Source organism: Bombella favorum, assembly GCF_014048475.1.
Lineage (GTDB): Bacteria > Pseudomonadota > Alphaproteobacteria > Acetobacterales > Acetobacteraceae > Bombella > Bombella favorum.
Genome location: NZ_NWUS01000001.1, coordinates 264,026 through 286,855, shown reverse-complemented (window position 1 = coordinate 286,855; position 22,830 = coordinate 264,026). Strand labels below are relative to the sequence as shown.

Genomic DNA, 22,830 nt, shown 5'->3' with positions numbered 1-22,830 from the left:
TTCGCCTAAGTTTTAGGGCGGTTTATGGAGTTGCTTTCTTAATATCTACAATTTTGTCAGCGAAAATCATGACATATGCTTGAGGCAGAGGGGTATTCTGTATTAGAGACAGGGCACAGCAATGCTGCTTTGCCCGTGCAGAGCGGCCTTTACCCTATGAACAGGGGTTAAGTTTTTTTGATTTCGCAGGGGCCTCAGGATGTTCAATCCGATGGTCCAAACGGAGCTAGTCCAGGTTTGACCGAGGCCAATCAGAAACCCAATCCCACTCTCTCCATCACGCCCAGCCGCTCTGGTATAGAGCGCCGTTATGGAGATTTCCCGAGCTTTCCCGCTGCCCTTGATTACGCAGCACAGGGAGCCAGTGGATTTAATATCTATTCTGGACGGGGAGACCTGCTTGAGGTCCTGCCCTACAGCAAGCTGCGGCAACAAGCCCACGCCACGGCCCGCCGCCTTCTCGGGATAGGGCTGCAACCAGGTGATCGGGTCGCTATTGTTGCAGAAAGTGATGGGGATTTCGCCCGGATCTTCTTTGGTTGTCAGTACGCAGGCCTCGTCCCTGCGCCACTGCCTTTGCCAGTCGCTTTCGGCGGTAAAGAGGGTTACATCAAGACACTGCGTGGAATGATTACAAGCGCCGATGCTCGGGCTGTTGTCGTTCCGGAGGTCATTGGTGGGTGGACAGCCGATATCATTGCTGATTTTCCTCTTCTTTTCGGTGGATCACCTGCCGAACTAATGACCTGCGAGGAAAAGGACATCCCCCTTCCAGAAATCAGGGAAGATGCCCTCTCCTACCTCCAGTTCTCTTCTGGCAGCACACGCTTCCCCATGGGTATCAGTGTAACGCAGAAAGCTGGTATGGCTAATGCTCATGCCATCGCTCAGTACGGCCTTCAGGTTTATCCTAGCTCTGATAAACGTGACGACCGCTGTGTTTCGTGGCTACCCCTTTATCACGATATGGGATTGGTTGGTTTCTTCCTGACGCCAATGACCTGCCAGCTGTCTGTCGACCTCCTTCCCACAAGGGAATTCGCACGGCGTCCGCATATCTGGCTAGAGTTAATCGCCCGAAACAAAGCTACCATGTCGTACAGCCCATCTTTCGGCTACGAGCTCTGCGCTCGACGTGGCGCACGAGAGGATATCGACCTATCCTCGTGGCGTGTTGCCGGTATCGGTGGCGACATGATCCGTCCGCACATCATCCATAATTTTGCCGAAACATTCGCCAAACGAGGCTTCGACAAGAAAGCCTTCGTTGCCAGCTACGGTATGGCTGAAACCACACTAGCCATCAGCTTTGCCCCTCTCAATACTGGACTACGCACCGATACGGTCGATCTTTCGGTCATGGAGCGGGAGGATTATGCCCAGCCGGCTGAAGAAAGTACAGAAACGGCCCGTGATTTCGTTCTCTGTGGTGTCTGCCTCCCCGACCACCAGATTGAGGTTCGGGATGGCACTGGGGCCGTACTGAAAGAACGTCAGGTTGGCACCGTTTATGTTCGCGGCCCTAGCCTGATGAAAGGTTATTTCAGACGGCCAGAAGAAACGGCCAATGCATTCTCCGGAAATGGCTGGCTGAACACCGGCGACATTGGCTACATGTTAGATGGTCAGATTGTCATCACCGGACGAGCCAAGGACCTCATCATCATTAACGCTCGGAACATCTGGCCGCAGGATCTGGAATGGGCTGCCGAGCATGAAGTAGCTTCGCTCCGCTCTCGCGATGTAGCAGTATTTTCTGTTGATGACAGTCAGGGAGAGCGTGTCGTGGCTCTAGTGCAGTGCCGCTATACAGATGCAGAGACCCGTAACAAGCTAAAAGAAGAATTGGTTGCCCTCTTCCGCCGTCTGCATGGTATTGATGTAGATGTAGTTCTGGTGCCGCCACGGTCTCTACCTCAAACTTCTTCCGGGAAACTGACCCGGGCTCGTGCTAGGGCCATGTATCTTAACAGGGAATTCACCTGAAGGCTGAAGGGGCTATTCCCCATCAAGGGAGAGGATCATGGAGATCCTTCCCTCTTCGCTTGGTCGCAAAGGGACAAAACATGACAGACAGTGTTGCTGATATCTCTCACATGATTCTCCAAAAACTTCTGGAGAACCCGAAAGTACCACGCGACATTTCCGACGATAGCCGGATTGTTGAAGACCTGGCCTTCGACAGCCTTGCTGTCATGAATTTTGTGATGGAGATTGAAGATACGCTTGATGTCTCCGTGCCTCTCGACAAACTTGCAGACATCCGCACCATTAAGGATCTGGCAGTCTGCTTGCATGCCATCAAGGCAGAACAAGCATGAGTGTCGGAATTTTTGACAAATATGCTGCTCTGAAGGGAAACTATGACTCCCTGATGACTACAAGCCCGAGAAACCCCTTCGGTGTTGTAATAGAGCGCCCCCTTTCAGCTACAATAGGCATTATTGAAGGGCGGGAGACGCTTCTCTTCGGGACCAATAACTATCTGGGCCTCAGTCAGTCCGCAGCGGCGCAGGATGCGGCCATCCACACAGCAAAAACCATGGGTGTCGGTACAACAGGATCCCGTATTGCCAACGGCACGTTCGGCCTGCATCAGAAACTAGAAAAAGCTCTAGCCTCCGTCTTCAGAAAAAAACATGCCATGATTTTTTCGACGGGCTATCAAGCCAATCTGGGGACGATTTCAGCCCTTGTAAACAAGGATGATATTCTCTTCCTTGATGCTGACAGTCATGCCTCCATTTATGATGGGGCCCGCCTCTCCGGTGCACAGGTTATCCGTTTCCGCCATAATGATCCAGCTGACCTGGAAAAACGTGTCGCTAGAACGGACAAAACGACTGGAGCTCGCCTGATCATCGCTGAAGGTATCTACTCCATGACGGGGAACATTGCTCCCCTCAAGGATTTTGTGGAAGTCAAGAAACGTCACAACATCCCTCTCATGGTTGATGAGGCTCATTCCTTTGGTGTTCTGGGCGATCATGGCCGTGGCGTTGCAGAGATGCAGGGCTGTGAGGATGACATTGACTTCATTGTCGGTACATTCTCCAAATCACTTGGGACTGTTGGGGGCTATTGCGTAACAGATCATGATGAGATTGATCTCATGCGGCTTTGCTCTCGGCCTTATATGTTCACGGCTTCCCTACCGCCTGAAATCATTGCAGCGACTTTAGCGGCGCTGAAAGAGGTCGAAAATCGTCCCGATCTGCGCCAAAAGCTTCAAGAGAACGCAGCCCGTCTGCATCAAGGCTTTAAATCAGTCGGACTGAATACGAGTAACTTCATTTCTCCTGTTATCGCCGTTACTCTGGAAGACATTCCGCAGGCCATTACCTTCTGGAATGCCCTTCTAGATGCCGGGGTTTATGTCAATCTTTCCCTGCCTCCGGCGACTCCTGACAACAGACCGCTGCTGCGCTGTTCTGTCATGGCGGCACATTCCGCTACCGAGATTGATCAGGCAGTAGAAACCTTCGGCACAATTGCCAAGGAACTGAAACTCGTCTAACAATTTTGGACAGAAATAATAGCCTCTGGAAAGCTATGAAAGATAGTTCTCCAGAGGCTATTCTATGTCTCAATTATCCAGAAAATTAGTGTTACATTTTCCTAGATCGCACATGCCGGGTTCGCCATAAGAAGAGCGGAAGGGTGAGAAGTGGGTGTTTCTTCTCAAAAGTCGATACACGGATAGCTTTGCCAGTATGGCGCTGTATCTTCCATAAAAGATATGCCACACCATCTCTAAACGTAAACGCCGCCTTGATAAGACGTGCTATGTTCAGAGGTTTTCCAAAAGCATGCACTTTTCTCCAGTTCCTTAAGGCCTTGCTCCGAGCAGATGCAGTGAGCTGGGGATATAACATCCCTCCTTCACTACGATAACTCAGAGCGGCCCTGCGCCAGGCTGCTTTTAGAAGATTCCTGTAACGCTCTTCCTTTCCAGCCAGAAGGTTATGGCTACGCCCCTTCTTTTCCACACGCAACTCTGCAGCATAAGTATGAGCAAACAGATTATGCCAATACTGTGCTGCCTCCCCTTGTTCAGGCCCTAAAAGCGCAGCCCAACAGGAAGCTGTAATCACACATTGACTAATCGCCTGCAAAAGACAATCGGCACTTACTCCATCTCGTACCCAAACCATACGAACGGGCTGACAGAAGCGGGCCCATATGGTCGTATCCAATGTAAAAAGTGTGCTTCGCCTCAGGAATTGCCGAAGAGATAAAAAAGCTACCTTAGCCCGTAGGATCGTCTCTCCCTCTGTTTTATGCTCCATATAATAGACATTGGGAGGAAGCAGGCGATTAGCCATGCGAGCTAGAGCATGGCTTCCCAGACTCTCTGGTCGATCGGTAATGACATAGAAATCAATTATACCCTCAGGATCTACATCACGAAGAACTGAGCCGTAGAACAGAATACCCAGCGGCTGCCTATCCAACCTACCAGCAATAGACTCTGCGAACTGTGCGACTTCCTCAGGAACGGCCGTTGTCAGCTCACCGATCAGTATCTCTTTAATGACGTCAGACATGCACAAACCGGAAAGCCGGCCCCTCTTCCAACATCAACCGTCCACTAGCAGATGCCGGAAAAACCTCACCATCTAAGACAAAATCGCTATCCGTCTCAAGCCGCATCTCCTGCACGGTTGCGCTTACATAATCCTCATGCGACCGTAGCCATTCCGGTGCCCGCCCCCTCAAAAGGTTAAAGCACGCTTTTGGCAGGGCCTTTGGAAAAGCATGAGCATCAAGAAAGTGAAACCCGCTTTCGCCATTACCGGCATTCCAGAATGGCCAAATGCCGTGGGAAAGTTTTTCAAGCGCTGTTACCATAAACAGAAAGCTACGTCCGTCTCTGCTCTCTCGAGAAAGATCCTCCCCCTGTACCGACCAGGATAGTCTGTCCCCCTTCATCCATGAGTGACGACTTCGGCGAAAAAGAAGACTCGCCATGCTACTAAAAAGCGTGAAAAAAACAGCGAGATCATGAGGGGCAAATTTCAAAACATTCGGCGAATGGGCAATACGTACCGCTCTAGCATAACCCGTACACCCCCCGAACATGCCCAATACTGCTGGCCTTTCTTCATCGGGCCACGACAACCGGATTGGTGCACGGATGCAGCTTTTCAACCCTTCGGGACGCAAAAAGCGGTCAAGTGCTGCATCACCATGCAAGCCAAATCCAACATCCCCCGCTATGAGGTTGGTATTACCTGAAGGAAGAATGGCCACAGCCGGCAGCGGGCAGTCATGATAAATAGCTGCAATTGCCGTCAAACAAGCACTAACCGTACCATCGCCGCCGCTGATGACAATCAGATCTACGCCCTTGCTCTTCAGCTCAGTCAGATGAGCTGGCAGGTGGCTGTCATTCAGAGAGGAAACACAGTAATCCCCCAGCTTCTGCCGTGCCATACGTAGGAAACGCCCTTTATCCTGAGCATTTTTACGGCTATTGGGGTTATGTATCAGGGCTGGCTGTACAACGTTCTTCAATGTCTGCATCTATCCACCACATATCCGCCCAGAAACATAAAAATGCCAGACTGTTTCCCAAGCTGGCCGAACTCCTTTAACATGGCTATGCTAAGGGAGCCAGCAAGGAGTTATCCTCCTGATAGATCGCCCCCGTCATGGATATGGTGCCATAATGCTTTCCGACCCGTCCGCCACTTCGTCTCATCGGCGTGACCCTTCTGTCTGTCTAGCCCATATGTCAGACCCGCATCTGCCCCCCCCCCCCAGCATCGCATGGTCTGCTTTTCTCAACAAACGCCTGCTTAGCCGTATTCTCTGGCTCAGCAAGCGGCGTCATGTCCTACGCCCCTCCATTACAGCTGAACTGCTTGAAAGCATCGCATCACATAAGGAGCTTTCCGGGCTGCTAATCAGTGGAGACATCACAAATTTCGGTACGCAGGAGGAATACAGGCAGGCCGCCGCTTGGCTATCAACTCTACCTCTAACGCCTGTGGTCGTGCCGGGAAATCACGATTTCATGGCTCCAATTTCTTACGAAAACAGTCTGGCTCAGTGGGAAAAATGGGCAGACAGTTCTTTCCCATTTGTTCGTTTTTTCGGGAAAGTCGCCGTTATTGGGCTCAACTCCGCCTTGCCAACGCCACCTTTCACCGCCTATGGCCGTATTGATCGAAAACAACGCCAGAAATTGGCAAGGCTCCTTGCGGAATTGGGTGAAGAAGGATACTGCCGGGTTGTCATGATTCATCACCCCCCCCGCAAAAAACTGTTGCCTTATAGGAAATCCCTCATCAATACATCTGCCGTAGCCGATATCTTACGGACGTATGGAGCAGAGCTTGTTCTTCATGGGCACTCCCACGATGCTACTCTGACCACTGTTGATGGAACAGACATTCCTCTTTTAGGGGTCAGCGCCGCAGGCATGGACAGTCAAAACCCTCAGCGTAAAGCATCCTGGAATCATCTAACTTTCATCCCGCATCATGAAGGCTGGCAGATTAAGCTGATACGCAGGGACCATAAGGGCCATCTTTTTTCTCGCATGGAATGGCTTTCCACCACTCCTGTGAGGCAGACGGTATGTTAATACGAAGTAACCTGCCAACATTGGACCGTTATTTGCTCCGGCAGATGATCCCGCCTTTCGCAGTTGCACTAGGGACCATGCTGGTTACTCTCTTGCTGGAGCGGCTACTAACACTGTTCAACCATTTGGCTAGCAGTGGCAGTTCAATTGCAACTCTGATTACACTCCTTAGCGATCTCCTGCCGCATTATATGGGGCTGGCCCTCCCAGCAGCACTCTGCATTGCGATCTTCATGACCGTCAACCGGATGAGCGAGCATAATGAGATTGATGTGCTATGCGCCGCTCACATTTCCCTGCTGCGTATCAGTCAACCCTACATCAAGGTTGGCGCGATTCTAGCCGTTCTCAGCTTGCTTCTTTATGGCTATATTCAGCCAATCGCTCGCTATGACTACCGAGAAGGGTTCTACTTCGCCAAGCATACAGGCTGGGCCCCCCATCTGCAGTCCGGCATGTTTGCTTCAACATCGTCCAACACGATGCTGACAGCGGATCGTGTTGATCATGGCGGCTCCCACCTGAAGAACATTTTCATCCGTAACTTAAAAGATAATGGCAAAATCGAACTGATCACGGCTCCTAGAGGGTTGCTGACCCTTTCCGAACGAGATCAAGCAACACAACTTGATCTCTGGGATGGGCAAGTCGTCCATCTGAACAAACCGGCCATACCTGATAACCACGCCACCATTACCCATTTCGAACATATCGCCCGTGTGATCGAACGCAGCAAAAATCGGCGGACTTTCCGTTCCAGAGGGGATGATGAACGAGAAATGACCACGCCTGAACTGTTTCAAGCTCTTCGCCACGGATCTCCACGCCTTCCCTATATCGTTCTTCGTTCAGAGATGGATTTCCGTCTGGCCCGAGCCATCGGCATCATGTTCATTCCCCTACTGGCCATCGCTTTTGCCATTGGTCGCAAAAGACGAAAATCTGTAATCGGGCAGATTACGCTCGCCCTCATTCTGGTTGGTTTCAATGAGGTACTTCTGTTCGGGCACAGTATGGCATCTAGCGGGAAAATGTCTGTCTGGCTGGCAATCTGGGTACCCGAAGCCCTTTTCTGCCTTGGCTGCACAGCCGCTCTACTCGCACGCTCCCAAGTTTCTTGGCGCAATAGAAAGCTGACCTTGCTGAAGAAGGCATCTTCATGAGATCTCCCCTGGCAACACCGACCCTCCTGAAGATCTTCCTTAAACCGCTTCTTAGCAAAATTTTGCTCTGCTGCGGTGTTCTAACGGCTCTTCTTGAAATTCTGGCCCTGCTGGATGATGCCTCTACCATTCTAGACCGACATTTAGGAATCAACGGGCTATTCAAATATATTGGCCTGCATCTACCAACCCTTATCGTAGAAATCATGCCCCTATCTGTCATGATCGGCGGCCTGTTTACCCTTCTACAGATGGCTCTTTCTAGTGAGATCGCCGTATTAAGGGCTGCTGGCCTTTCCACCCTCAACATGTTCCGATACCTTCTACCCATTCCTCTGCTACTTGGTCTTGTGTGCATGGTAGTGCAGTTATGGGCCGTCCCCCCCTGTGAACAGGAGCTAAACCGCTGGTGGAATGAAGGGGCAACGCAAGCTAATGCAACAGATGACCTGCACAGCCTATGGTTCCGTCTCGGGCAGGACATCATTCATGTCGACACTATCAGCCATGGTGGACACTCTCTTGCAGAAGTCATTTTCTATCACCGACAGTTAGAGACCGGGAACCTGATCGGCAGCCAGTACTTTAAACACCTAACCTATGAAAATGGGCAATGGGTCAATCATGGAGAGACCAGACAGCTTGTCATTTTCAAAGAGCAGACACAGGCGCAACTCAACAGTGAGGCAGCCCCCCCCGTTCTAAAGGCCACCCCACAGGAAATCATCAATATGACGATGCAGGGCGTCTATTATACGCCACATCAGTTCTGGCAAATTTTCTCGGGAAAAGCCCCTTCCAATTTACCTAGGTCAAATTATCTGATGGCACTATGTGCCATACTCATGCTGCCGGTGCAGATGGCTGTGATGCTTCTCATCACTCTGCCCATCACCTATATTCCGCCCCGTGCGGGATTGCGGAACCCACTGCCGGTGTATGTCATGGCGGCTGGTCTGGGAGTGGTCATTCTCCAGGGTATGATTTCAGCTCTGGGAAATTCAGGTTCCCTTCCCATATTAATCGCTATAAGTTCAGGCCAGATCGTGGCAGCCCTGTTTGGTCTGGCATGGATACTGCGAATGGAGGAAAAATGAGTACGTTCAAACAATTTTTCCAAGGCACGACTCTTATGCAAAAAGGCAGGAGTTATGACTTGGGAAAAATGAATCTTTCGCAGTTATGGGCGGCTTATCTCACTTACCCGACGATCCTGCTTTATTTTGCTCTGATCATTGGTACAGCCGTGCTCAGCCTGTACTTGCATCATAGCTGGTGGGAGGTCATCATCCCCATCCCTGTTATCATCGCTGTATATCCAACAGCTTGGTACATCATTCACCGTTATATCTTGCATGGGCGTTGGTTCTATCGGAACCCGATCACAGCCTCCATGTGGAAACGCATCCATTTCGATCATCACCAGGATCCCCATCTTCTGGAAGTGCTGTTCGGGTCGCCCTTGAACACTGTCCCAACCATGATGGTCATCACCATGCCCATCGGCTGGCTAATCGGTGGCTGGGGTGGTGCCTTTTCTGCTCTCTCCACGGCTCTGGTTATGACCTGCATCTATGAGTTCTTCCATTGTATTCAGCATCTGGCATACAAGCCTCGCTGGCAGTGGGTTGTGTACATCAAGCAGCTCCATGTCCTGCATCATTTCCACGACGAAGATGGCAATTATGGTATTACAAACTATCTGCCGGACCGACTGATGGGTACCTTCTACCGCTCCGCCAAGGAACGTCCCCGTAGCCCGTATGTCTTCAATTTGGGCTATACGGTAGAAGAAGCAGAACGTTATCCGTGGGTTATGCGCCGGACTGGTGCTCCACCTCGCGATCGGCCCGACCCTGCTCGTGCTCCCAAAAACGAAGAACTTTCCAAGAGCGCATGAGTATTTCGGTACTGATCCTCGCTGGGTCACGGGATGGTGAACGTGACCCACTAGCGCGTATGGGCAATGTATCTCACAAGGCACTTTTGCCCATTCAAAACATCCCCATGATCGAACGTGTCCTACATACGTTGGAACAAGTTCCCGAAATTGGGCAAATATGGGTGAGTATCGAACAGCCTGACTTACTAGCGCATTTGAAAGATCGCATCACGCTGCTACATGCCGCCCACTCTCCGAGTGAAAGCGTCGCTCAGGCACTCGACCTGATCGGTACCCCCTGCCTCGTCACCACAGCAGACCATGCCCTACTTCGCCCTGAGTGGGTTATGGAGTTTCTCACTAAAAGTCAGCAAGCTGATGTCGATCTGACCGCAGCTATCGCCCTGAGAAGTACCATTCTCCGAGATATACCCCAAACAAAGCGAACCTATATTCGCCTTTCAGACATGCATTTCTCGGGATGTAACCTTTTCTGGATGGCATCCCCCCAATCCAAGGCAGTTGTTACGCTTTGGCAGCGCCTTCAGCATTACCGGAAGAAACCCTTCCGTATGGCCATGATATTGGGCCTATCCATTATTCTCCGTACTCTTACCCGCACACTCAGTTCCAAACGACTCGAGCAGCGCATCCACACGCTCACGGGGGCCAGAATACGGCTCATCCCCCTTTCCGATGGTCGAGCTGCCGTTGACGTCGACAAACCTGAAGATGCTACCCTCGTAGAGCAACTACTACAACAAGATTAAAGTTCCCATGCTACCTGTGAACGGGCAGCATGGGAAAAGATCACCTCTCCTATTTAAAAACCTGCTGTTTGAGATTGAAAAGAACTGGTCCCAAGCCACGCCGTATTTTTTTGAAATCAACCAAAGTAATATCACCCGCAGCAGAGAGCGTGTGCATACCATCCGGATAATCCTTAATTTCCGGGACATGCACAGGAATGGAATCACCTCCGCATATCGAAGGGCGTCCCTTTTTAAAGCCGCTAATCCGGAGCAGGCGGATACCACCGCCATAGGTCTCTGAACAATCCTGTACAGGTAGAACAACCTCACCATCTTCTATGAAAGGCGTCCCCCCCGGACGAGCACCGCTACGATCAATCAAAAAATGGCCCATATCACACCACGGGCCTGTCAGTTCCTCTGCCAACGCAATGTGTAACGTACTTTGACGGGCCAGTTTCGGGGTGGGAGGAGTCCAAAATAGCCACCAACGCCCCGCATGATGAAGCGGCGTTGCATCAATCGCCCCGATGGGAAAATCAAACGTAGGGACACGTTCCCACTCATAAGGAAAGGACGTGGCTTTGTAGAGGGTCAGGCGTCCCGACTTGTAGGCCTCGGGCAGCATGTAAACGCATCCCTCATGCTGAAACACGTAGGGGTAAGACAGATGCCACTCCTCGCTCAATACGCAGCGCCGTTCCTGTAAAGCAAAATGCTCATCATAAATGAGTACCTCAATGATACCCTTCCCCTGAGCATAATCATAATATTCCGCAAAAACATGCAAATGCCCTGCCTGCCACAGGCCAAAAGGATCTGCCAAAAATCCTTCTTTTCCGCAGGATGGCAGGAAGGTCATGTCGATGTCATCCAGACTATTCTGTCGGACAATCTGCTCAAAAGGCGCATGCAGAATGGCTGAACGCCAATAATCCATTTTAAACAGTTTCATCTCTTATCATCCTACGGATACATGTTCATAAAATCATTACGTAGCATACAAGGCCATCTTCTCCAGTGGAAGAGCTCGCTTTTTCTCTACCTACAGCTGACAGTTAGACCGTCTTTCTATAATTTCCTGCTTTGATACCTCATCTCGCCACGGCTTAAGGATTTCATGAATGTCCATCTCATACAACGTTGATACCGCCATCGATATTCGCTTTCATGCAGCCCTTAGCCTGATCAAGGAAGCCGCAGCCCTTGCCCTGAAAATGCAGCCTGCGTCCGGAAAACCTGTAGCTAATCTTAAAGGCCATCAAGATTACGTTACTGAAGCGGACAAAACGGTAGAACAATTTGTCACCGCTCGCCTGAGCGCCCTTTTCCCTGAAGATGCTTTTCTGGGGGAAGAGCATGGCGGTACTTCGACAGGACTTTTCCGATGGGTAATCGACCCCATTGATGGCACATCCAACTACGCCAGAGGGCGTAATCGCTGGTGCATCTCCCTTGGTCTTATGCATCAGGATACCCCCGTCGCTGGCATCATAGAAGCGCCTGCCATTGGAGAAACCTTTACAGCCAGAAAAGGGAAAGGAGCTTTCCTTAATGGACGTCCCATCAAGGCTTCTGCTACCGCAAACATGAGAGAAGCCATGGTGGAAATCGGCTGGTCGCCTTACGTCCCCGAAGGATGGTATCCTGAAAAAATGCAGGCACTTCTCCATCAAGGCGTCATGCCTCGTTCACTGGGTTCTGGGGCTCTAGCTCTAGCCGACGTTGCCTGTGGCCGCTCTGATGGCTATCACGAATATGTCATTTTCCTATGGGACGTTGCTGCGGCTCTGGTCCTTCTTGAGGAAGCCGGAGCCCGTGTATCACCCTTCCTGAAAATGGGAGGCCTAACACAGCGCACGACCATTCTAGCTGGAGCCCCCATGATCGCCTCTACTCTTTCCGACATACTAGGCGTTACGCTCGATTAAGTTTATAGTCTTTGCGTGCGCATGTTTTCAGCCCACAGGAGAGCCTCCAATGTCCAAATCATTTTCCCTTGTATTACGAACAGCTTCTATCACTGCAGGAGCAAGCCTGCTCGCTCTGAGTGCCTATGCAAGTGATGCAGCAGCAGCCAAAGCTTCCAAACAGCAAGCTCTGGTAAACAAGGCCACTTTTGCCGTACAGTCCGCCCTCCTTGATTCCAAAGTTAAGGAAAATACGGCTCATATTCTTCGTGAAACAAAGGCTGTTGTAATCTGCCCTGATGTCACGAAAATGTCCCTCGTCTTTGGTGGAAGCGGCGGTCGGTGCGTTCTACTGGCCCGTGGCGCTAATAACTCTTGGTCCGACCCAGCTTTCTATCACCTGAGTGCTGGCTCCTTTGGTATTCAGGCCGGCTATCAGCATAGCCAGTTGTTCTTCTTCGTTACGTCTCAAAAGGCTCTGCTGAACCTGATGGATCATGAGTTTAGCTTTGATGCCAGTGCCGATGCTGCTTTCGGAAACAATAGCAGCAGTACGCAGAATACCCCTAAAGAGGTCTATGCTATGCAGAAGACAAAAGGGGTTTCCGCTGGGGTATCTCTTGGCAGCAGCAAACTAAAGCCAGATAGCGAAGCAAACCGCACTTACTATCACCAGGTTGTTGGGCCGGAGGACATTGTCGTCCGTATGCAAGTTAACAACAAAGCTGCCGATCCGTTGCGTCGGGTCGTAATGAAAGCTTTCAACCAATAACAGTTGTTGAGGAGAGCATCATTCAAAATAAAATGGTGCTCTTCCCTTCAGAGCTATTACACCCAATCAAACCAGAATTACGGGGAAATGGCTTTTTTTACCCGCCGATAGGCACGTATATGATTAGTCTGTTCGGTAAGCGTCCGGGCAAAACTGTGGCCTCCGTGTCCTGTCGCTACAAAATACAGAGCATCTCCCATAGCCGGATGAGCCGCTGCTTCGAGAGAAGCACGCCCAGGGGAACAAATAGGCCCAGGCGGCAGACCTGAATGAAGATAGCTATTGTAGGGGCTATCAAACTGTAAGTCTTCATGAGTTAGGGGACGAGGCAAAGTGCCCTCTCCACCACTCAAGGCATAAATGACCGTTGGATCTGTCTGAAGCTTCATACCCTGCTTAAGCCGGTTCAGAAAAACCCGTGCCACCTGCGGACGTTCCTCAGCAACGGAGGTTTCCCTTTCTATGAGGGAGGCAAGAATTAACAACTCTTCTGGTGAGGTAATAACACCCTGCAAGGCGACCTGGTCACGGCCTGCCCAAACATCCTGAAGCGTCTTCGTCATCAGGTTCGTCATATGCTGTAGAAGAACCTGACGCTCCATTCCCCAAACATAAAAAAATGTCTGCGGCGCTACCTGCCCTTCTGCAATGATGGGCAGCTTCCCCTGCAAGGCCGGAGCTTGCATCAGTACCGTTGTTATATGTTTGGCCGTCAGCCCCTCTGGGATCGTCAGGCTATGAGTAACCGGGCGGCCACGCCGGAGAATATCTAGGCTATGAGCCATTGAGACTTGCTCTGGAAATCGCAATTCCGCTGCATGAATACTTCCCTGCGAGCGGGTGACATACATAGCTACCTTAAAAAACAGGGACGACACTGCCCCACGTGCTATGACGCCATTGTCCTGAAGCGCTGCGACAACCCGATCTACCCCACCCTTAGGGATGACGATTACACGCTCAGATTGTAGAGGCCCCGGATCCGTATAGTGACCATATCCTGCAAAAGCAGTCCCACCAATGGCAACTAGAAGCAGGGCAAAAAAACGCCCCTTGGTCAGAAGACGAAAACGTTTCTTTCTCCCGCCTTCCTTCCCTTCACCAGGAACAGGATGCTCCGATGGAGAATTAGTTCCTTCGCATTCTGATGCAGGTTTCTGTGCCATAGTCTTACCTCAAGCTAACAAAAATCTGCATCAGACGATCACATCAGTCTTTAAACCGTTTCAAGATAAGGCTGGCATTAGTCCCACCAAAGCCGAAGCTATTGGAAAGGGCAATATCCACCTGCTTCTCTTTCGCCTTATGGGGAATACGATCCATAACACTCTCGCTGGATGGCTCATCCAGATTAAGCGTCGGCGGCAGAATACCATCACGCATCGCCTGAAGGCAGAAAATAGCCTCCACGGCACCAGCAGCTCCAAGCAAATGACCAATTGCTGATTTTGTGGAAGACATGCTTGTTCCAAAAGCGGCATCGCCGAACAAACGTTCTACGGCGCCAAGTTCTAAATCATCAGCCATAGTGGATGTACCATGAGCATTGACATAGCCAATATCAGCAGGATCGACCTGAGCATCCTTCAATGCGGCCTGCATAGCACGGTAGGCCCCCTCATGGTTCTCAGCCGGAGCTGTAATATGATAAGCATCGCCGGAAAGGCCGTAGCCACCAATTTCACCGTAAATCTTGGCACCACGACGCTTTGCATGTTCGTACTCTTCCAGTACGACCACACCAGCCCCCTCACCCATGACGAACCCATCACGTTCCTTGTCCCAAGGACGAGAAGCTTTTGTCGGGTCTTCATTGAAGCCTGTTGAAAGGGCACGGGCTGAACAGAAACCGGCAATCCCAAGCTCACAGATGGCAGATTCCGCACCGCCAGCAATCATAACTTTAGCATCGCCATGCTGGATCAAACGAGACGCATCACCGATTGCATGCGTACCAGAGGCACATGCTGTCACCACCGCATGATTCGGCCCTTTGAAGCCATAACGAATGGACAGATGACCTGCCGTAAGATTAATCAGCGAGGATGGGATAAAAAATGGAGAGAGACGACGTGCCTTGCCGGCAGCCACTGCCAGAGAATTATCGTAAATCGTCTTCAGACCGCCAATACCAGAGCCGATCATGACGCCAGTAGCACAACGATCTTCCTCTGATTCTGGCTTCCAGCCTGAATCTTCTACAGCCTGAATACCCGCTGCCAAACCAAGATGGATGAAACGATCCATCTTTTTTTGTTCCTTGACAGGAACCCAGTCAGAAAGGGTCAACCCACCTTCTTCAGTCGAACCGGCAGGAACTTCCCCCGCAATCCGAGCTGGAAGGCCAGACGCATCAAACTGCGTAATCGGACCAATGCCAGACTGCGAATTGATAAGGCGCTTCCATGTCAGTTCTGCACCAACAGCCAACGGGCTTACTACGCCTATTCCCGTAACGACCACACGTTTTCTGTCCGTTCCAGAGCCGCTCATCGCCGCCTTACCTCACAATTCATAAATACGCATAAAGCGAAACGGGTATGTTCCGCTTCGCTCTTTCAGGATGGAAGCGAGCCGATACCCGATCAGCTCGTTCCATCATCCAATCCCTCTATAAGGAATTAGGCAGCTTTCTGCTTAGTGATGTACTCAATAGCATCATTCACAGTAGCGATCTTCTCGGCAGCATCTTCCGGAATCTCAACAGAGAATGCTTCCTCAAAAGCCATGACCAGCTCAACCGTATCCAAGCTGTCAGCACCCAGATCGTCAATGAAGGAAGCATCTGGCTTCACCTGATCCGCATCGACGCCCAAATGCTCTACGACGATCTTCTTCACCTTATCAGCGATTTCGTTGCTCATCTGCCTTAAATCCTTGCTACCCTTCCCGGGTGTTTCTAAGAAAAAACCTGCCTGCTTTTCAGCTTCTGGACATCAAAAAATGTCCGGCAATGAAGCCATACTCTGATCCTTGGTCAGGCCAAGCAGGCCGCGCTTAGCATGTTTTTCTGCAAACGCCAACTTTTTCAGACCATGGCCATCCCACCGTTAACATGAAGCGTCGTGCCCGTCACCCATCCAGCCTCGTCCGAAGCAAGATAAACCACTGCAGCAGCCACATCCTCCGGGCGCCCCATGCGGCCAAGCGGAATATTCCCCAACAGCTTCTCCCGCACGGCCTCTGGTAGAACGTCTGTCATGGCAGTTTCTACAAAGCCCGGCGCCACGACATTTACTGTCACACCACGACGACCTACTTCCTGAGCAAGAGATTTGCTCATTCCCACGATACCAGCTTTGGCCGCAGCGTAATTAGCCTGCCCCGGATTGCCGGTCGTTCCCACAATGGACGAAATGGAAATAATACGCCCACTCCGCCGGCGCTGCATACCCTTCAGGGCCGCACGAGCCAGACGAAACGGACTTTCTAGATCGACCTTGAGGACCTGCGCCCAATCATCATCCTTCATCCGCACAGCAAGCGTATCCCGTGTCAGACCAGCGTTATTGACGAGAATATCCAGCGGCTGACCAGCCACCTCTTCCGCACGGCTGACAAGCGCATCTGCCTGTGCATCATCTGACAGATTGGCAGGGACGATATGCACACGCTCACTCCCCAGAGCCGCCGCCACATCCTGTAGGGCACCTTCCCGTGTCCCGCTCAGCACAACAATCGCACCACGCTCATGAAGCTGGCGGGCAATAGCCGCACCAATACCACCGGAAGCCCCAGTTATCAGGGCCAGTTTACCAGAAAGAGAAAACATTAAGACTACTCCCTTAGAGGCTCTTCAGCATTGTTTCGATTTCCGCCGGGGTTCCGGCACAGTCTGCTCCCAGATCTGGCACGATGCGGCGAGCCAACCCAGTCAGCACCTTCCCAGCTCCCAGCTCATGCTGGCACGTAACGCCCTTACCCGGCATGGAAAGCACCGTTTCACGCCAACGCACACGCCCGGTGATCTGTTTAACCAACAAGTTCCGAATTTCGTCCGGCTGGGATACGCTCTCTGCCAGCACATTGGCAATAACGGGAATACTGGCCGGATGAAGTTCCGCACTGGCCAGAGCCTCTTGCATCTCCTCCGCAGCAGGCTCCATCAAAGAAGAATGAAAAGGTGCTGATACCGGCAATTTCACCACACGACGGATCCCTCTATCCTTCGCGGCAGTCATAGCACGCTCTATAGCATCCATGTGCCCGGAAATGACGATCTGCCCGCCACCATTATCATTGGCGACTTCCAGAACCTCACCCTGTGAACATTCAGTACAAATCTCTTGCGCCACCTCAGGCTCCACGCCAAGAAGCGCAGCCATACCCCCTTGACCAACCGGAACAGCCCGCTGCATCGCCTGACCACGTAACCGTAAAAGCCGAGCTCCTTCGGCAATACTCATAACACCAGCAGCTGTCAGAGCAGCATATTCACCAAGAGAATGTCCAGCCAGTAGTGCAGCCTTATCCTTCAGGGCAAAACCACCCTCGTGCTCCAATGCCCGCACGGCTGCCATAGATACAGCAAACAGAGCAGGCTGAGTATTTTCTGTTGCTCTCAACTCGGCGGGATCGCCCTCAAAAATCAGATGAGAAAGTTTTACTTTAAGCGCTTCGTCTACTTCTTCGAACACAGCACGGGCGACAGGGAAAGCCTTGTACAGCTCCAGCCCCATCCCGACAGACTGGCTACCCTGACCGGGAAATACAAATGCATGACGAGCCATGCGGACACCTCCAACTTACAATTTATCAACGTTGATACTGAAACAGTTTCAGCGAGGAATCAGACGCCCGCGCTGCCATGATTCCGCAGCCTCTCCCGGACTCATTCCATCAATGCTAACCGCATAATCAAGGGCACTCATGACCTTGTTGCTCAGCATCATGATGGAAAGCTCATCAAGCAGGTCTTCGTCCACCTCATCACGGAGCCCCTTCCGAAGCACCAGTCTGGCCGTCTGTACCTCTCCAGCGAGCAGATCCCCATCTGGCAGCGTCTCCAGCATATCACTATGAAAGATCGCATGAGGCTGCCACACCGCAATAAGAGGGCAATTCCCAGCATCTTCCGCTTGCTTCAGGCGTGAAAAAACCTCTTCTGTCGCCACAACATCCAGCGGAAGTTCTTTAAGGTCTGGACGCTGGTCAAACATCTTCTCCACAAAAGGAAGAGCATTGGCTGTTGTCAGAAGGGATGTGAAATCCCCCGCACTCCAGCCAGCGCCCTTACCGGTGGTTCGCAGGGCAGAAAATTGCAATTCGGGGTGATAAAGACTGCCGATGACCTCATGCCCGTGAGAGCGGATCACCTCATCCTGCGGGAACCATGCAGAGACCAGAATATCAACTTCACCATCATCTAGGGATGGCAGGCGTTCGTCACGGCTCAAATCAGCATAGGCAACCTCTTCACCATTCGCCTCGATGACACGGGCCACGCCGCTAGCACAAGCGGCATGCAACGCCGTGTAAAGATGACCAATCGTGAGATATGACATGAGACAGCCTCGCATGATGAGAAAACAGACCCGGGATAGCCACAGCCCGGCGGTTTGTGAAGCCCTGCTCCCACTTTTCCATCAGTGAAAGCGGGCTTGATCTAAGGGTATTTCCTTCCCCGTTACCAGATTTTGACCCGCTGCTCTGGCGGCAGATACAGCTTGTCTCCTACCTTCACGCCAAAGACCTGATACCAGAGGTCAATATTATGAACCGGCATATTAACCCGACTGGCTGCCGGGGCATGTTCATTAGAAAGCACCTGACGTTTCAGAGCATCCGGTCTGTCTTTCTCACGCCAGACCTGTGCCCATCCCAAAAAGACCCGCTGGTCTCCTGTCCAACCATGCAGGGACGTGTCTGCCTTGCCATGCAGACTATCGTGGTAAGCCTGCAGAGCCAGATTCAAACCACCAAGATCGGCAATATTCTCCCCCATAGTCATCCTGCCATTCACATGTAGACCGGGGAACACTTCCTCTGCGTCATACTGGGCACCGAGCTTTTTTGCTCTTGCTTCAAAGGCCTGAGAAGATGCGTTGCTCCACCAGTCATGCAAGCGGCCATGCTCATCATAATGGCGCCCCTGATCATCAAAGCCATGACTCATCTCATGTCCGATGACGCCACCTATCCCACCATAATTGACGGCCATATCCCCATTCGGATCGAAAAAAGGCGGTTGGAGAATGGCTGCTGGGAAGACGATTTCATTCTTTACTGGGTCGTTATAGGCATTAACGGTTTGAGGCGTCATATCCCATTCATCCCGATCCACGGTGCGATCCAGCTGGTCCAAACGATGGTGCCAATTAAAAGCAGTGCTGCGAACTGCATTGCCGTAAACATCACCTGGACGGATATCCAACGCTGAATAATCCCACCACTTACAAGGATAGCCAACCTGCATGGCAAAATGGTCCAGCTTAACAAGCGCAGCCTGACGGGTGGGAGCATCCATCCAATCGTTATGCTCCAACCGCCAGCGGAAGGCTTTTTTCAACTCCTGAACCAGACCGGTAATCCGTTCCTTAGCCTCTGGCGGGAAATAACGCTGTACATAAAAACGCCCCAGCGCCCACCCCATGGCCGCATTCGTAGCACGAATAGCCCGTTTCCAACGCACAGGCTGAGCAGCCATGCCTGTCAGCACCCGGCCATTAAAGTCAAACGAGGCATCTGAGAACTCATGCGACAAATAGGGAGCTGCATTATCAGCCAAATGAAAAGCCAGCCATGCCTTGACCGTTTCCTTATCGGCTCCAGCGATGATCCGTGCCATGGCAGCGATGGACTTCGGCTCCCGAACATCCACAACACGCTCCATCAAGCCTGCCTCTGGCAAGCCCATGGTCCGCAGATACGTCACCCAGTCCACATCAGGTGCTAAAGCAACGAGCTCCTTCACCTTCATTGGATTGAACATCTTTAGCGGATCTCGTGTCTGATCACGGGGGGTTTCCACTTTAGCCAGAGCCGTCTCCAGAGCCACAACAGCCGATGCCTCATTCACGGGATCGGGGCAATCCAACAGAGCCAACATCTTAGCAACATAGCCACGATAGGCGTTCTTCTGCGGGGCCAGGGCCGGATTACTGTAATAGCTGATATCCGGCAGACCAAGGCCACCACTAATCCCGATACTCATGCCCTGATCCAGCATCAGCATATAATGCGTCGGATCCTGCTGATTCTGCTCAATATCCAAAGCGAAGGGGCTGTACATTAAAGAACTAGCAGCACGCCCGAACAGATGTGCCAGAGATGACCTGTCATCCAGATTCCGTATCTGCTCCAGTTCTTCCTCTAGAGGAGTTCCCCCTTTGGCATCAACAGCGGCCTGATCTAGAAAACTGCTATAGTAGGTCGCCAACTGGCCCTTTTCATTCCCTACTTCAGCATAAGGCAGCAGATCTTCCAGAAGGGCTTTCTGCCTCGCCTGTGTCAGCTCGGAAAGAATATGGAACGGGCCATAACTGCTCATGTCATCAGGAATCTTCAATTGCCTGATATACCGGCCATTCGCATAAGTGAAGAAATCTCGCCCCGGTGACACTGCTGGGTCCATACCGGGCTGGTCAAACCCCCAACCATTTTCATAGGCACGTACCGTCTGGGCCTGAGAATGCCCGATACTTTCTCCCCCCATGACAAGTCCTGCCCCTAGGGCCATGAGGACGCTACATTGCTTCAATGCGGCACGGAATGATGGAACTTTCATGAAAACATCCAGACTAAAAAAGGACAGGACAATGCAGGTCAGTTCAGGCCTGCTGAAGCTGACGGGCGAATGATTTCTGTTTCCAAGCGATCAGACCATGCATTCCTTTAGCTAGCCACTGCTGCATACGAGAATGGGGCGTCAGACCTGATGTCTTCAAGATCATGGCGGTAACACGGTCAAGGTGCCTCTGCTGATAAAAGGACAGAGCACGAGCCATATATGCGGCGATGCAGCTTTTATGATCGTAAGACTGAAACTGCTCGGAGTTAGTAATATAAAAAGCCGTGGCGAGCTCGTCATCTTCACTTTCCATCACACGACTCAGCGCAATGCGTAGACGGAACCAACGGCCTAACTTCTCTCGTCCCAAATAGCGATGCATATTGTCATAAAATAGTTTGAAATGCCGGTACTCATCCGCTGCGATCTGCTTACAAACGGCTTTCAGAACGGGTTCCTCCGTAGCGTCTGCCAGTGCTGTATAAAAAGAGGATGTGCCGGTCTCCACCATACAGCGGGCAATCAGCTCCCCCGTCCGAGAGCCCCGGATGGATGAAGAAACATCTGTATCTATCTTATAGGCCTCCCGATAACGCTCGAAAGCTGCAGCGTAATCCCAGCCCGGATCTGCCAACATGGCCCATTTACCAAGCGCATCACCATGCTGAACCTCCTCTTCTGCCCAGTTCTGTGCGGCATCCCGAAAACCGGAATCGTCATGAAAGACATTCTGAAGGTAGCAGGTATAATCCCGCGCATTTCTTTCCACCACGGAGGCTGCTTTTACAAGGGCTAGGATATCAGGGTTCACTTTTGTCGCATCAAAAGCGGCCCAATCCATTTGATCAATCTGCCAATGTTTCATAAAGACACCCTCATTTCCTGCGATGGCATTAACACTTCATGCATTTACCATACTTTTCAGATGGCATAGCGTCCATCTTTTGGGTAGGTGTAGGCGGCCAACTCTGGAGACAAAAGCTAGATGACTGAACAGACCTGCCCCTTGCCTCAGACGGCCACGCTCCGGCACGACTGGACACGCGAAGAAGCAGAAGCCCTACTTGCGCTGCCCTTTCCGGAGCTGATCTTCCAAGCACAGCTGGCACACCGGCAATTCTTTGACCCTACAAAGGTCCAGATTTCGACCCTGCTTTCCATCAAGAGCGGTGGCTGCCCAGAAGATTGCTCCTACTGTCCGCAGAGCGCTCATCATGACAAGCGCATGGCCGCCGAAAAGCTCATGCCACTGGAGCGTGTCATCGCTGATGCGAAACGCTCCAAAGAAGCTGGTGCTGGGCGGTTCTGCATGGGAGCAGCATGGCGTGCTCCGAAAGATCGGGATCTGGACGCTGTCTGCCGCATGGTTGAAGAGGTCAAAGCTCTCGGACTAGAAACCTGCCTGACCATCGGGATGCTGACGCCTAGTCAGTCCGCTCGCCTAAGAGAGGCCGGACTGGATTATTACAACCATAATCTTGATACATCAGAAGATTTCTACGGCAAAATCATCACAACACGCACCTATCAGGAACGCCTAGACACTCTGGCCAACGTACGGGATGCTGGCATCAAGGTTTGTTGTGGCGGGATCATTGGCATGGGTGAAGACGCACAGGACCGTGCGGGACTGCTAACGACTCTGGCCAATCTACCAACCCATCCGGAAAGTGTGCCCATCAATCTTCTCGTCCGTGTGGAAGGCACACCGCTAGCTGATGAAGAAACCGTGGACCCGATCACATTTGCCCGTGTCATTGCTACAGCCCGCATCATGATGCCTGCCAGCCATGTCCGCCTTGCCGCAGGGCGTGAGAATATGTCTGAATCTACACATGCCCTTTGCTTCCTTGCAGGTGCGAACTCTATTTTCTGGGGTGAGAAACTGCTCACAACGCCCAACCCAGCACAGAACAGAGATACGGAGCTCCTATCCCTGCTGGGCATGAGCCCTATGATGCAGAACACGGCAACGGCCTGATCTTTTTACCGTGCTGTAACGAAGCCGCCCCAGAACAATAAGTTCTGGG

Annotated in this window: 22 protein-coding genes; 11 read left to right on the top strand and 11 right to left on the bottom strand. The window is 51.7% G+C overall.

Going from position 1 to position 22,830, the window contains the following annotated elements; all coding sequences use genetic code 11:
• Window positions 1–237: 237 nt before the first annotated feature.
• The 3 genes from CPA57_RS01365 (at window position 238) to spt (ending at window position 3,517) form a co-directional block, all read left to right on the top strand.
• Entirely contained in the window at window positions 238–1,986 is a 1,749-nt protein-coding gene (locus CPA57_RS01365) for a fatty acyl-AMP ligase (RefSeq protein ID WP_182080835.1), read from the top strand.
• 80 nt (window positions 1,987–2,066) lie between these two features.
• Window positions 2,067–2,321 carry an acyl carrier protein gene (locus CPA57_RS01360; RefSeq protein ID WP_182080833.1) on the top strand — a complete coding sequence of 85 codons (255 nt, stop codon included), beginning with the start codon at window positions 2,067–2,069 and terminating at the stop codon, window positions 2,319–2,321.
• Window positions 2,318–3,517 (top strand): serine palmitoyltransferase, encoded by a 1,200-nt coding sequence (gene spt / locus CPA57_RS01355; RefSeq protein ID WP_182080832.1) that lies wholly within the window; start codon window positions 2,318–2,320, stop codon window positions 3,515–3,517. The genes CPA57_RS01360 and spt overlap by 4 nt, the downstream gene beginning before the upstream one ends.
• 91 nt (window positions 3,518–3,608) lie before the next feature.
• Here the strand turns inward: spt and CPA57_RS01350 are convergent, their stop codons facing one another.
• Together CPA57_RS01350 and CPA57_RS01345 are read right to left on the bottom strand one after the other, a co-directional pair.
• Window positions 3,609–4,547: a hypothetical protein gene (locus CPA57_RS01350; RefSeq protein WP_182080830.1), complete on the bottom strand. Its 939-nt coding sequence runs from the start codon at window positions 4,545–4,547 to the stop codon at window positions 3,609–3,611.
• Window positions 4,540–5,526, bottom strand: a complete 987-nt coding sequence (locus CPA57_RS01345; RefSeq protein WP_182080828.1) for a diacylglycerol/lipid kinase family protein — start codon at window positions 5,524–5,526, stop codon at window positions 4,540–4,542. Before CPA57_RS01345 ends, CPA57_RS01350 begins: the two co-directional genes overlap by 8 nt.
• Window positions 5,527–5,671: 145 nt before the next feature.
• Here CPA57_RS01345 and CPA57_RS01340 point away from each other — a divergent pair, with 145 nt between their 5' ends.
• Genes CPA57_RS01340 through CPA57_RS01320 form a run of 5 tightly spaced genes read left to right on the top strand, consistent with a single transcriptional unit; the run spans window position 5,672 to window position 10,407 of the window.
• Window positions 5,672–6,592, top strand: a complete 921-nt coding sequence (locus CPA57_RS01340) for a metallophosphoesterase family protein (protein ID WP_182080826.1) — start codon at window positions 5,672–5,674, stop codon at window positions 6,590–6,592.
• Window positions 6,586–7,755: an LptF/LptG family permease gene (locus tag CPA57_RS01335; RefSeq protein ID WP_182080824.1), complete on the top strand. Its 1,170-nt coding sequence runs from the start codon at window positions 6,586–6,588 to the stop codon at window positions 7,753–7,755. Before CPA57_RS01340 ends, CPA57_RS01335 begins: the two co-directional genes overlap by 7 nt.
• Window positions 7,752–8,852 carry an LptF/LptG family permease gene (locus CPA57_RS01330; RefSeq protein ID WP_182080822.1) on the top strand — a complete coding sequence of 367 codons (1,101 nt, stop codon included), beginning with the start codon at window positions 7,752–7,754 and terminating at the stop codon, window positions 8,850–8,852. Before CPA57_RS01335 ends, CPA57_RS01330 begins: the two co-directional genes overlap by 4 nt.
• Window positions 8,849–9,655, top strand: a complete 807-nt coding sequence (locus CPA57_RS01325; RefSeq protein WP_182080820.1) for a sterol desaturase family protein — start codon at window positions 8,849–8,851, stop codon at window positions 9,653–9,655. Before CPA57_RS01330 ends, CPA57_RS01325 begins: the two co-directional genes overlap by 4 nt.
• Window positions 9,652–10,407, top strand: coding sequence for a nucleotidyltransferase family protein (locus CPA57_RS01320; RefSeq protein ID WP_182080818.1), 756 nt, complete (start codon window positions 9,652–9,654; stop codon window positions 10,405–10,407). Before CPA57_RS01325 ends, CPA57_RS01320 begins: the two co-directional genes overlap by 4 nt.
• Window positions 10,408–10,456: 49 nt before the next feature.
• Here the strand turns inward: CPA57_RS01320 and CPA57_RS01315 are convergent, their stop codons facing one another.
• The gene (locus CPA57_RS01315; RefSeq protein ID WP_182080816.1) at window positions 10,457–11,344 is read right to left on the bottom strand and encodes a glucosamine inositolphosphorylceramide transferase family protein; all 888 of its coding nucleotides are present in this window, start codon (window positions 11,342–11,344) and stop codon (window positions 10,457–10,459) included.
• 169 nt (window positions 11,345–11,513) lie between these two features.
• Here CPA57_RS01315 and CPA57_RS01310 point away from each other — a divergent pair, with 169 nt between their 5' ends.
• On the top strand, window positions 11,514–12,320 hold the full coding sequence (locus CPA57_RS01310) for an inositol monophosphatase family protein (protein WP_182080814.1): 807 nt from the start codon (window positions 11,514–11,516) through the stop codon (window positions 12,318–12,320).
• A gap of 49 nt (window positions 12,321–12,369) precedes the next feature.
• A complete protein-coding gene (locus tag CPA57_RS01305; RefSeq protein ID WP_182080812.1) occupies window positions 12,370–13,071 on the top strand; it encodes a lipid-binding SYLF domain-containing protein in 702 nt (233 codons plus the stop codon).
• 77 nt (window positions 13,072–13,148) lie between these two features.
• On the opposite strand, the gene mltG is transcribed toward CPA57_RS01305, so the two are convergent.
• From mltG to CPA57_RS01265, 8 genes are all read right to left on the bottom strand, one after another.
• Window positions 13,149–14,237, bottom strand: a complete 1,089-nt coding sequence (mltG, locus tag CPA57_RS01300) for an endolytic transglycosylase MltG (protein WP_182080811.1) — start codon at window positions 14,235–14,237, stop codon at window positions 13,149–13,151.
• Between the two features lie 43 nt (window positions 14,238–14,280).
• Entirely contained in the window at window positions 14,281–15,564 is a 1,284-nt protein-coding gene (fabF, locus tag CPA57_RS01295) for a beta-ketoacyl-ACP synthase II (protein ID WP_182080809.1), read from the bottom strand.
• Between the two features lie 128 nt (window positions 15,565–15,692).
• Window positions 15,693–15,935: an acyl carrier protein gene (locus CPA57_RS01290; RefSeq protein WP_077395564.1), complete on the bottom strand. Its 243-nt coding sequence runs from the start codon at window positions 15,933–15,935 to the stop codon at window positions 15,693–15,695.
• A gap of 164 nt (window positions 15,936–16,099) precedes the next feature.
• Window positions 16,100–16,843, bottom strand: a complete 744-nt coding sequence (gene fabG / locus CPA57_RS01285) for a 3-oxoacyl-[acyl-carrier-protein] reductase (protein ID WP_182080807.1) — start codon at window positions 16,841–16,843, stop codon at window positions 16,100–16,102.
• Between the two features lie 13 nt (window positions 16,844–16,856).
• On the bottom strand, window positions 16,857–17,801 hold the full coding sequence (fabD, locus tag CPA57_RS01280; RefSeq protein ID WP_182080805.1) for an ACP S-malonyltransferase: 945 nt from the start codon (window positions 17,799–17,801) through the stop codon (window positions 16,857–16,859).
• A 48-nt stretch (window positions 17,802–17,849) separates the two neighbouring features.
• Entirely contained in the window at window positions 17,850–18,575 is a 726-nt protein-coding gene (locus CPA57_RS01275) for a glycine betaine ABC transporter substrate-binding protein (RefSeq protein WP_182080803.1), read from the bottom strand.
• Between the two features lie 122 nt (window positions 18,576–18,697).
• Window positions 18,698–20,797 carry a M13 family metallopeptidase gene (locus tag CPA57_RS01270; protein WP_182080801.1) on the bottom strand — a complete coding sequence of 700 codons (2,100 nt, stop codon included), beginning with the start codon at window positions 20,795–20,797 and terminating at the stop codon, window positions 18,698–18,700.
• Between the two features lie 43 nt (window positions 20,798–20,840).
• Window positions 20,841–21,665 carry an acyl-ACP desaturase gene (locus CPA57_RS01265; RefSeq protein WP_182080799.1) on the bottom strand — a complete coding sequence of 275 codons (825 nt, stop codon included), beginning with the start codon at window positions 21,663–21,665 and terminating at the stop codon, window positions 20,841–20,843.
• Window positions 21,666–21,785: 120 nt separating this feature from the next.
• Between CPA57_RS01265 and bioB the strand changes: the two genes are divergently transcribed.
• Window positions 21,786–22,781, top strand: coding sequence for a biotin synthase BioB (bioB, locus tag CPA57_RS01260; protein WP_182080797.1), 996 nt, complete (start codon window positions 21,786–21,788; stop codon window positions 22,779–22,781).
• Window positions 22,782–22,830: the final 49 nt, after the last annotated feature.

Coding starts and splice junctions, on each gene's coding strand:
- CPA57_RS01360 (WP_182080833.1), top strand. CDS start 2,067: ATGACAGACAGTGTTGCTGATATCTCTCACATGATTCTCCAAAAACTT.
- spt (WP_182080832.1), top strand. CDS start 2,318: ATGAGTGTCGGAATTTTTGACAAATATGCTGCTCTGAAGGGAAACTAT.
- CPA57_RS01350 (WP_182080830.1), bottom strand. CDS start 4,547: ATGTCTGACGTCATTAAAGAGATACTGATCGGTGAGCTGACAACGGCC.
- CPA57_RS01345 (WP_182080828.1), bottom strand. CDS start 5,526: ATGCAGACATTGAAGAACGTTGTACAGCCAGCCCTGATACATAACCCC.
- CPA57_RS01340 (WP_182080826.1), top strand. CDS start 5,672: ATGCTTTCCGACCCGTCCGCCACTTCGTCTCATCGGCGTGACCCTTCT.
- CPA57_RS01335 (WP_182080824.1), top strand. CDS start 6,586: ATGTTAATACGAAGTAACCTGCCAACATTGGACCGTTATTTGCTCCGG.
- CPA57_RS01330 (WP_182080822.1), top strand. CDS start 7,752: ATGAGATCTCCCCTGGCAACACCGACCCTCCTGAAGATCTTCCTTAAA.
- CPA57_RS01325 (WP_182080820.1), top strand. CDS start 8,849: ATGAGTACGTTCAAACAATTTTTCCAAGGCACGACTCTTATGCAAAAA.
- CPA57_RS01320 (WP_182080818.1), top strand. CDS start 9,652: ATGAGTATTTCGGTACTGATCCTCGCTGGGTCACGGGATGGTGAACGT.
- CPA57_RS01315 (WP_182080816.1), bottom strand. CDS start 11,344: ATGAAACTGTTTAAAATGGATTATTGGCGTTCAGCCATTCTGCATGCG.
- CPA57_RS01310 (WP_182080814.1), top strand. CDS start 11,514: ATGTCCATCTCATACAACGTTGATACCGCCATCGATATTCGCTTTCAT.
- CPA57_RS01305 (WP_182080812.1), top strand. CDS start 12,370: ATGTCCAAATCATTTTCCCTTGTATTACGAACAGCTTCTATCACTGCA.
- mltG (WP_182080811.1), bottom strand. CDS start 14,237: ATGGCACAGAAACCTGCATCAGAATGCGAAGGAACTAATTCTCCATCG.
- fabF (WP_182080809.1), bottom strand. CDS start 15,564: ATGAGCGGCTCTGGAACGGACAGAAAACGTGTGGTCGTTACGGGAATA.
- CPA57_RS01290 (WP_077395564.1), bottom strand. CDS start 15,935: ATGAGCAACGAAATCGCTGATAAGGTGAAGAAGATCGTCGTAGAGCAT.
- fabG (WP_182080807.1), bottom strand. CDS start 16,843: ATGTTTTCTCTTTCTGGTAAACTGGCCCTGATAACTGGGGCTTCCGGT.
- fabD (WP_182080805.1), bottom strand. CDS start 17,801: ATGGCTCGTCATGCATTTGTATTTCCCGGTCAGGGTAGCCAGTCTGTC.
- CPA57_RS01275 (WP_182080803.1), bottom strand. CDS start 18,575: ATGTCATATCTCACGATTGGTCATCTTTACACGGCGTTGCATGCCGCT.
- CPA57_RS01270 (WP_182080801.1), bottom strand. CDS start 20,797: ATGAAAGTTCCATCATTCCGTGCCGCATTGAAGCAATGTAGCGTCCTC.
- CPA57_RS01265 (WP_182080799.1), bottom strand. CDS start 21,665: ATGAAACATTGGCAGATTGATCAAATGGATTGGGCCGCTTTTGATGCG.
- bioB (WP_182080797.1), top strand. CDS start 21,786: ATGACTGAACAGACCTGCCCCTTGCCTCAGACGGCCACGCTCCGGCAC.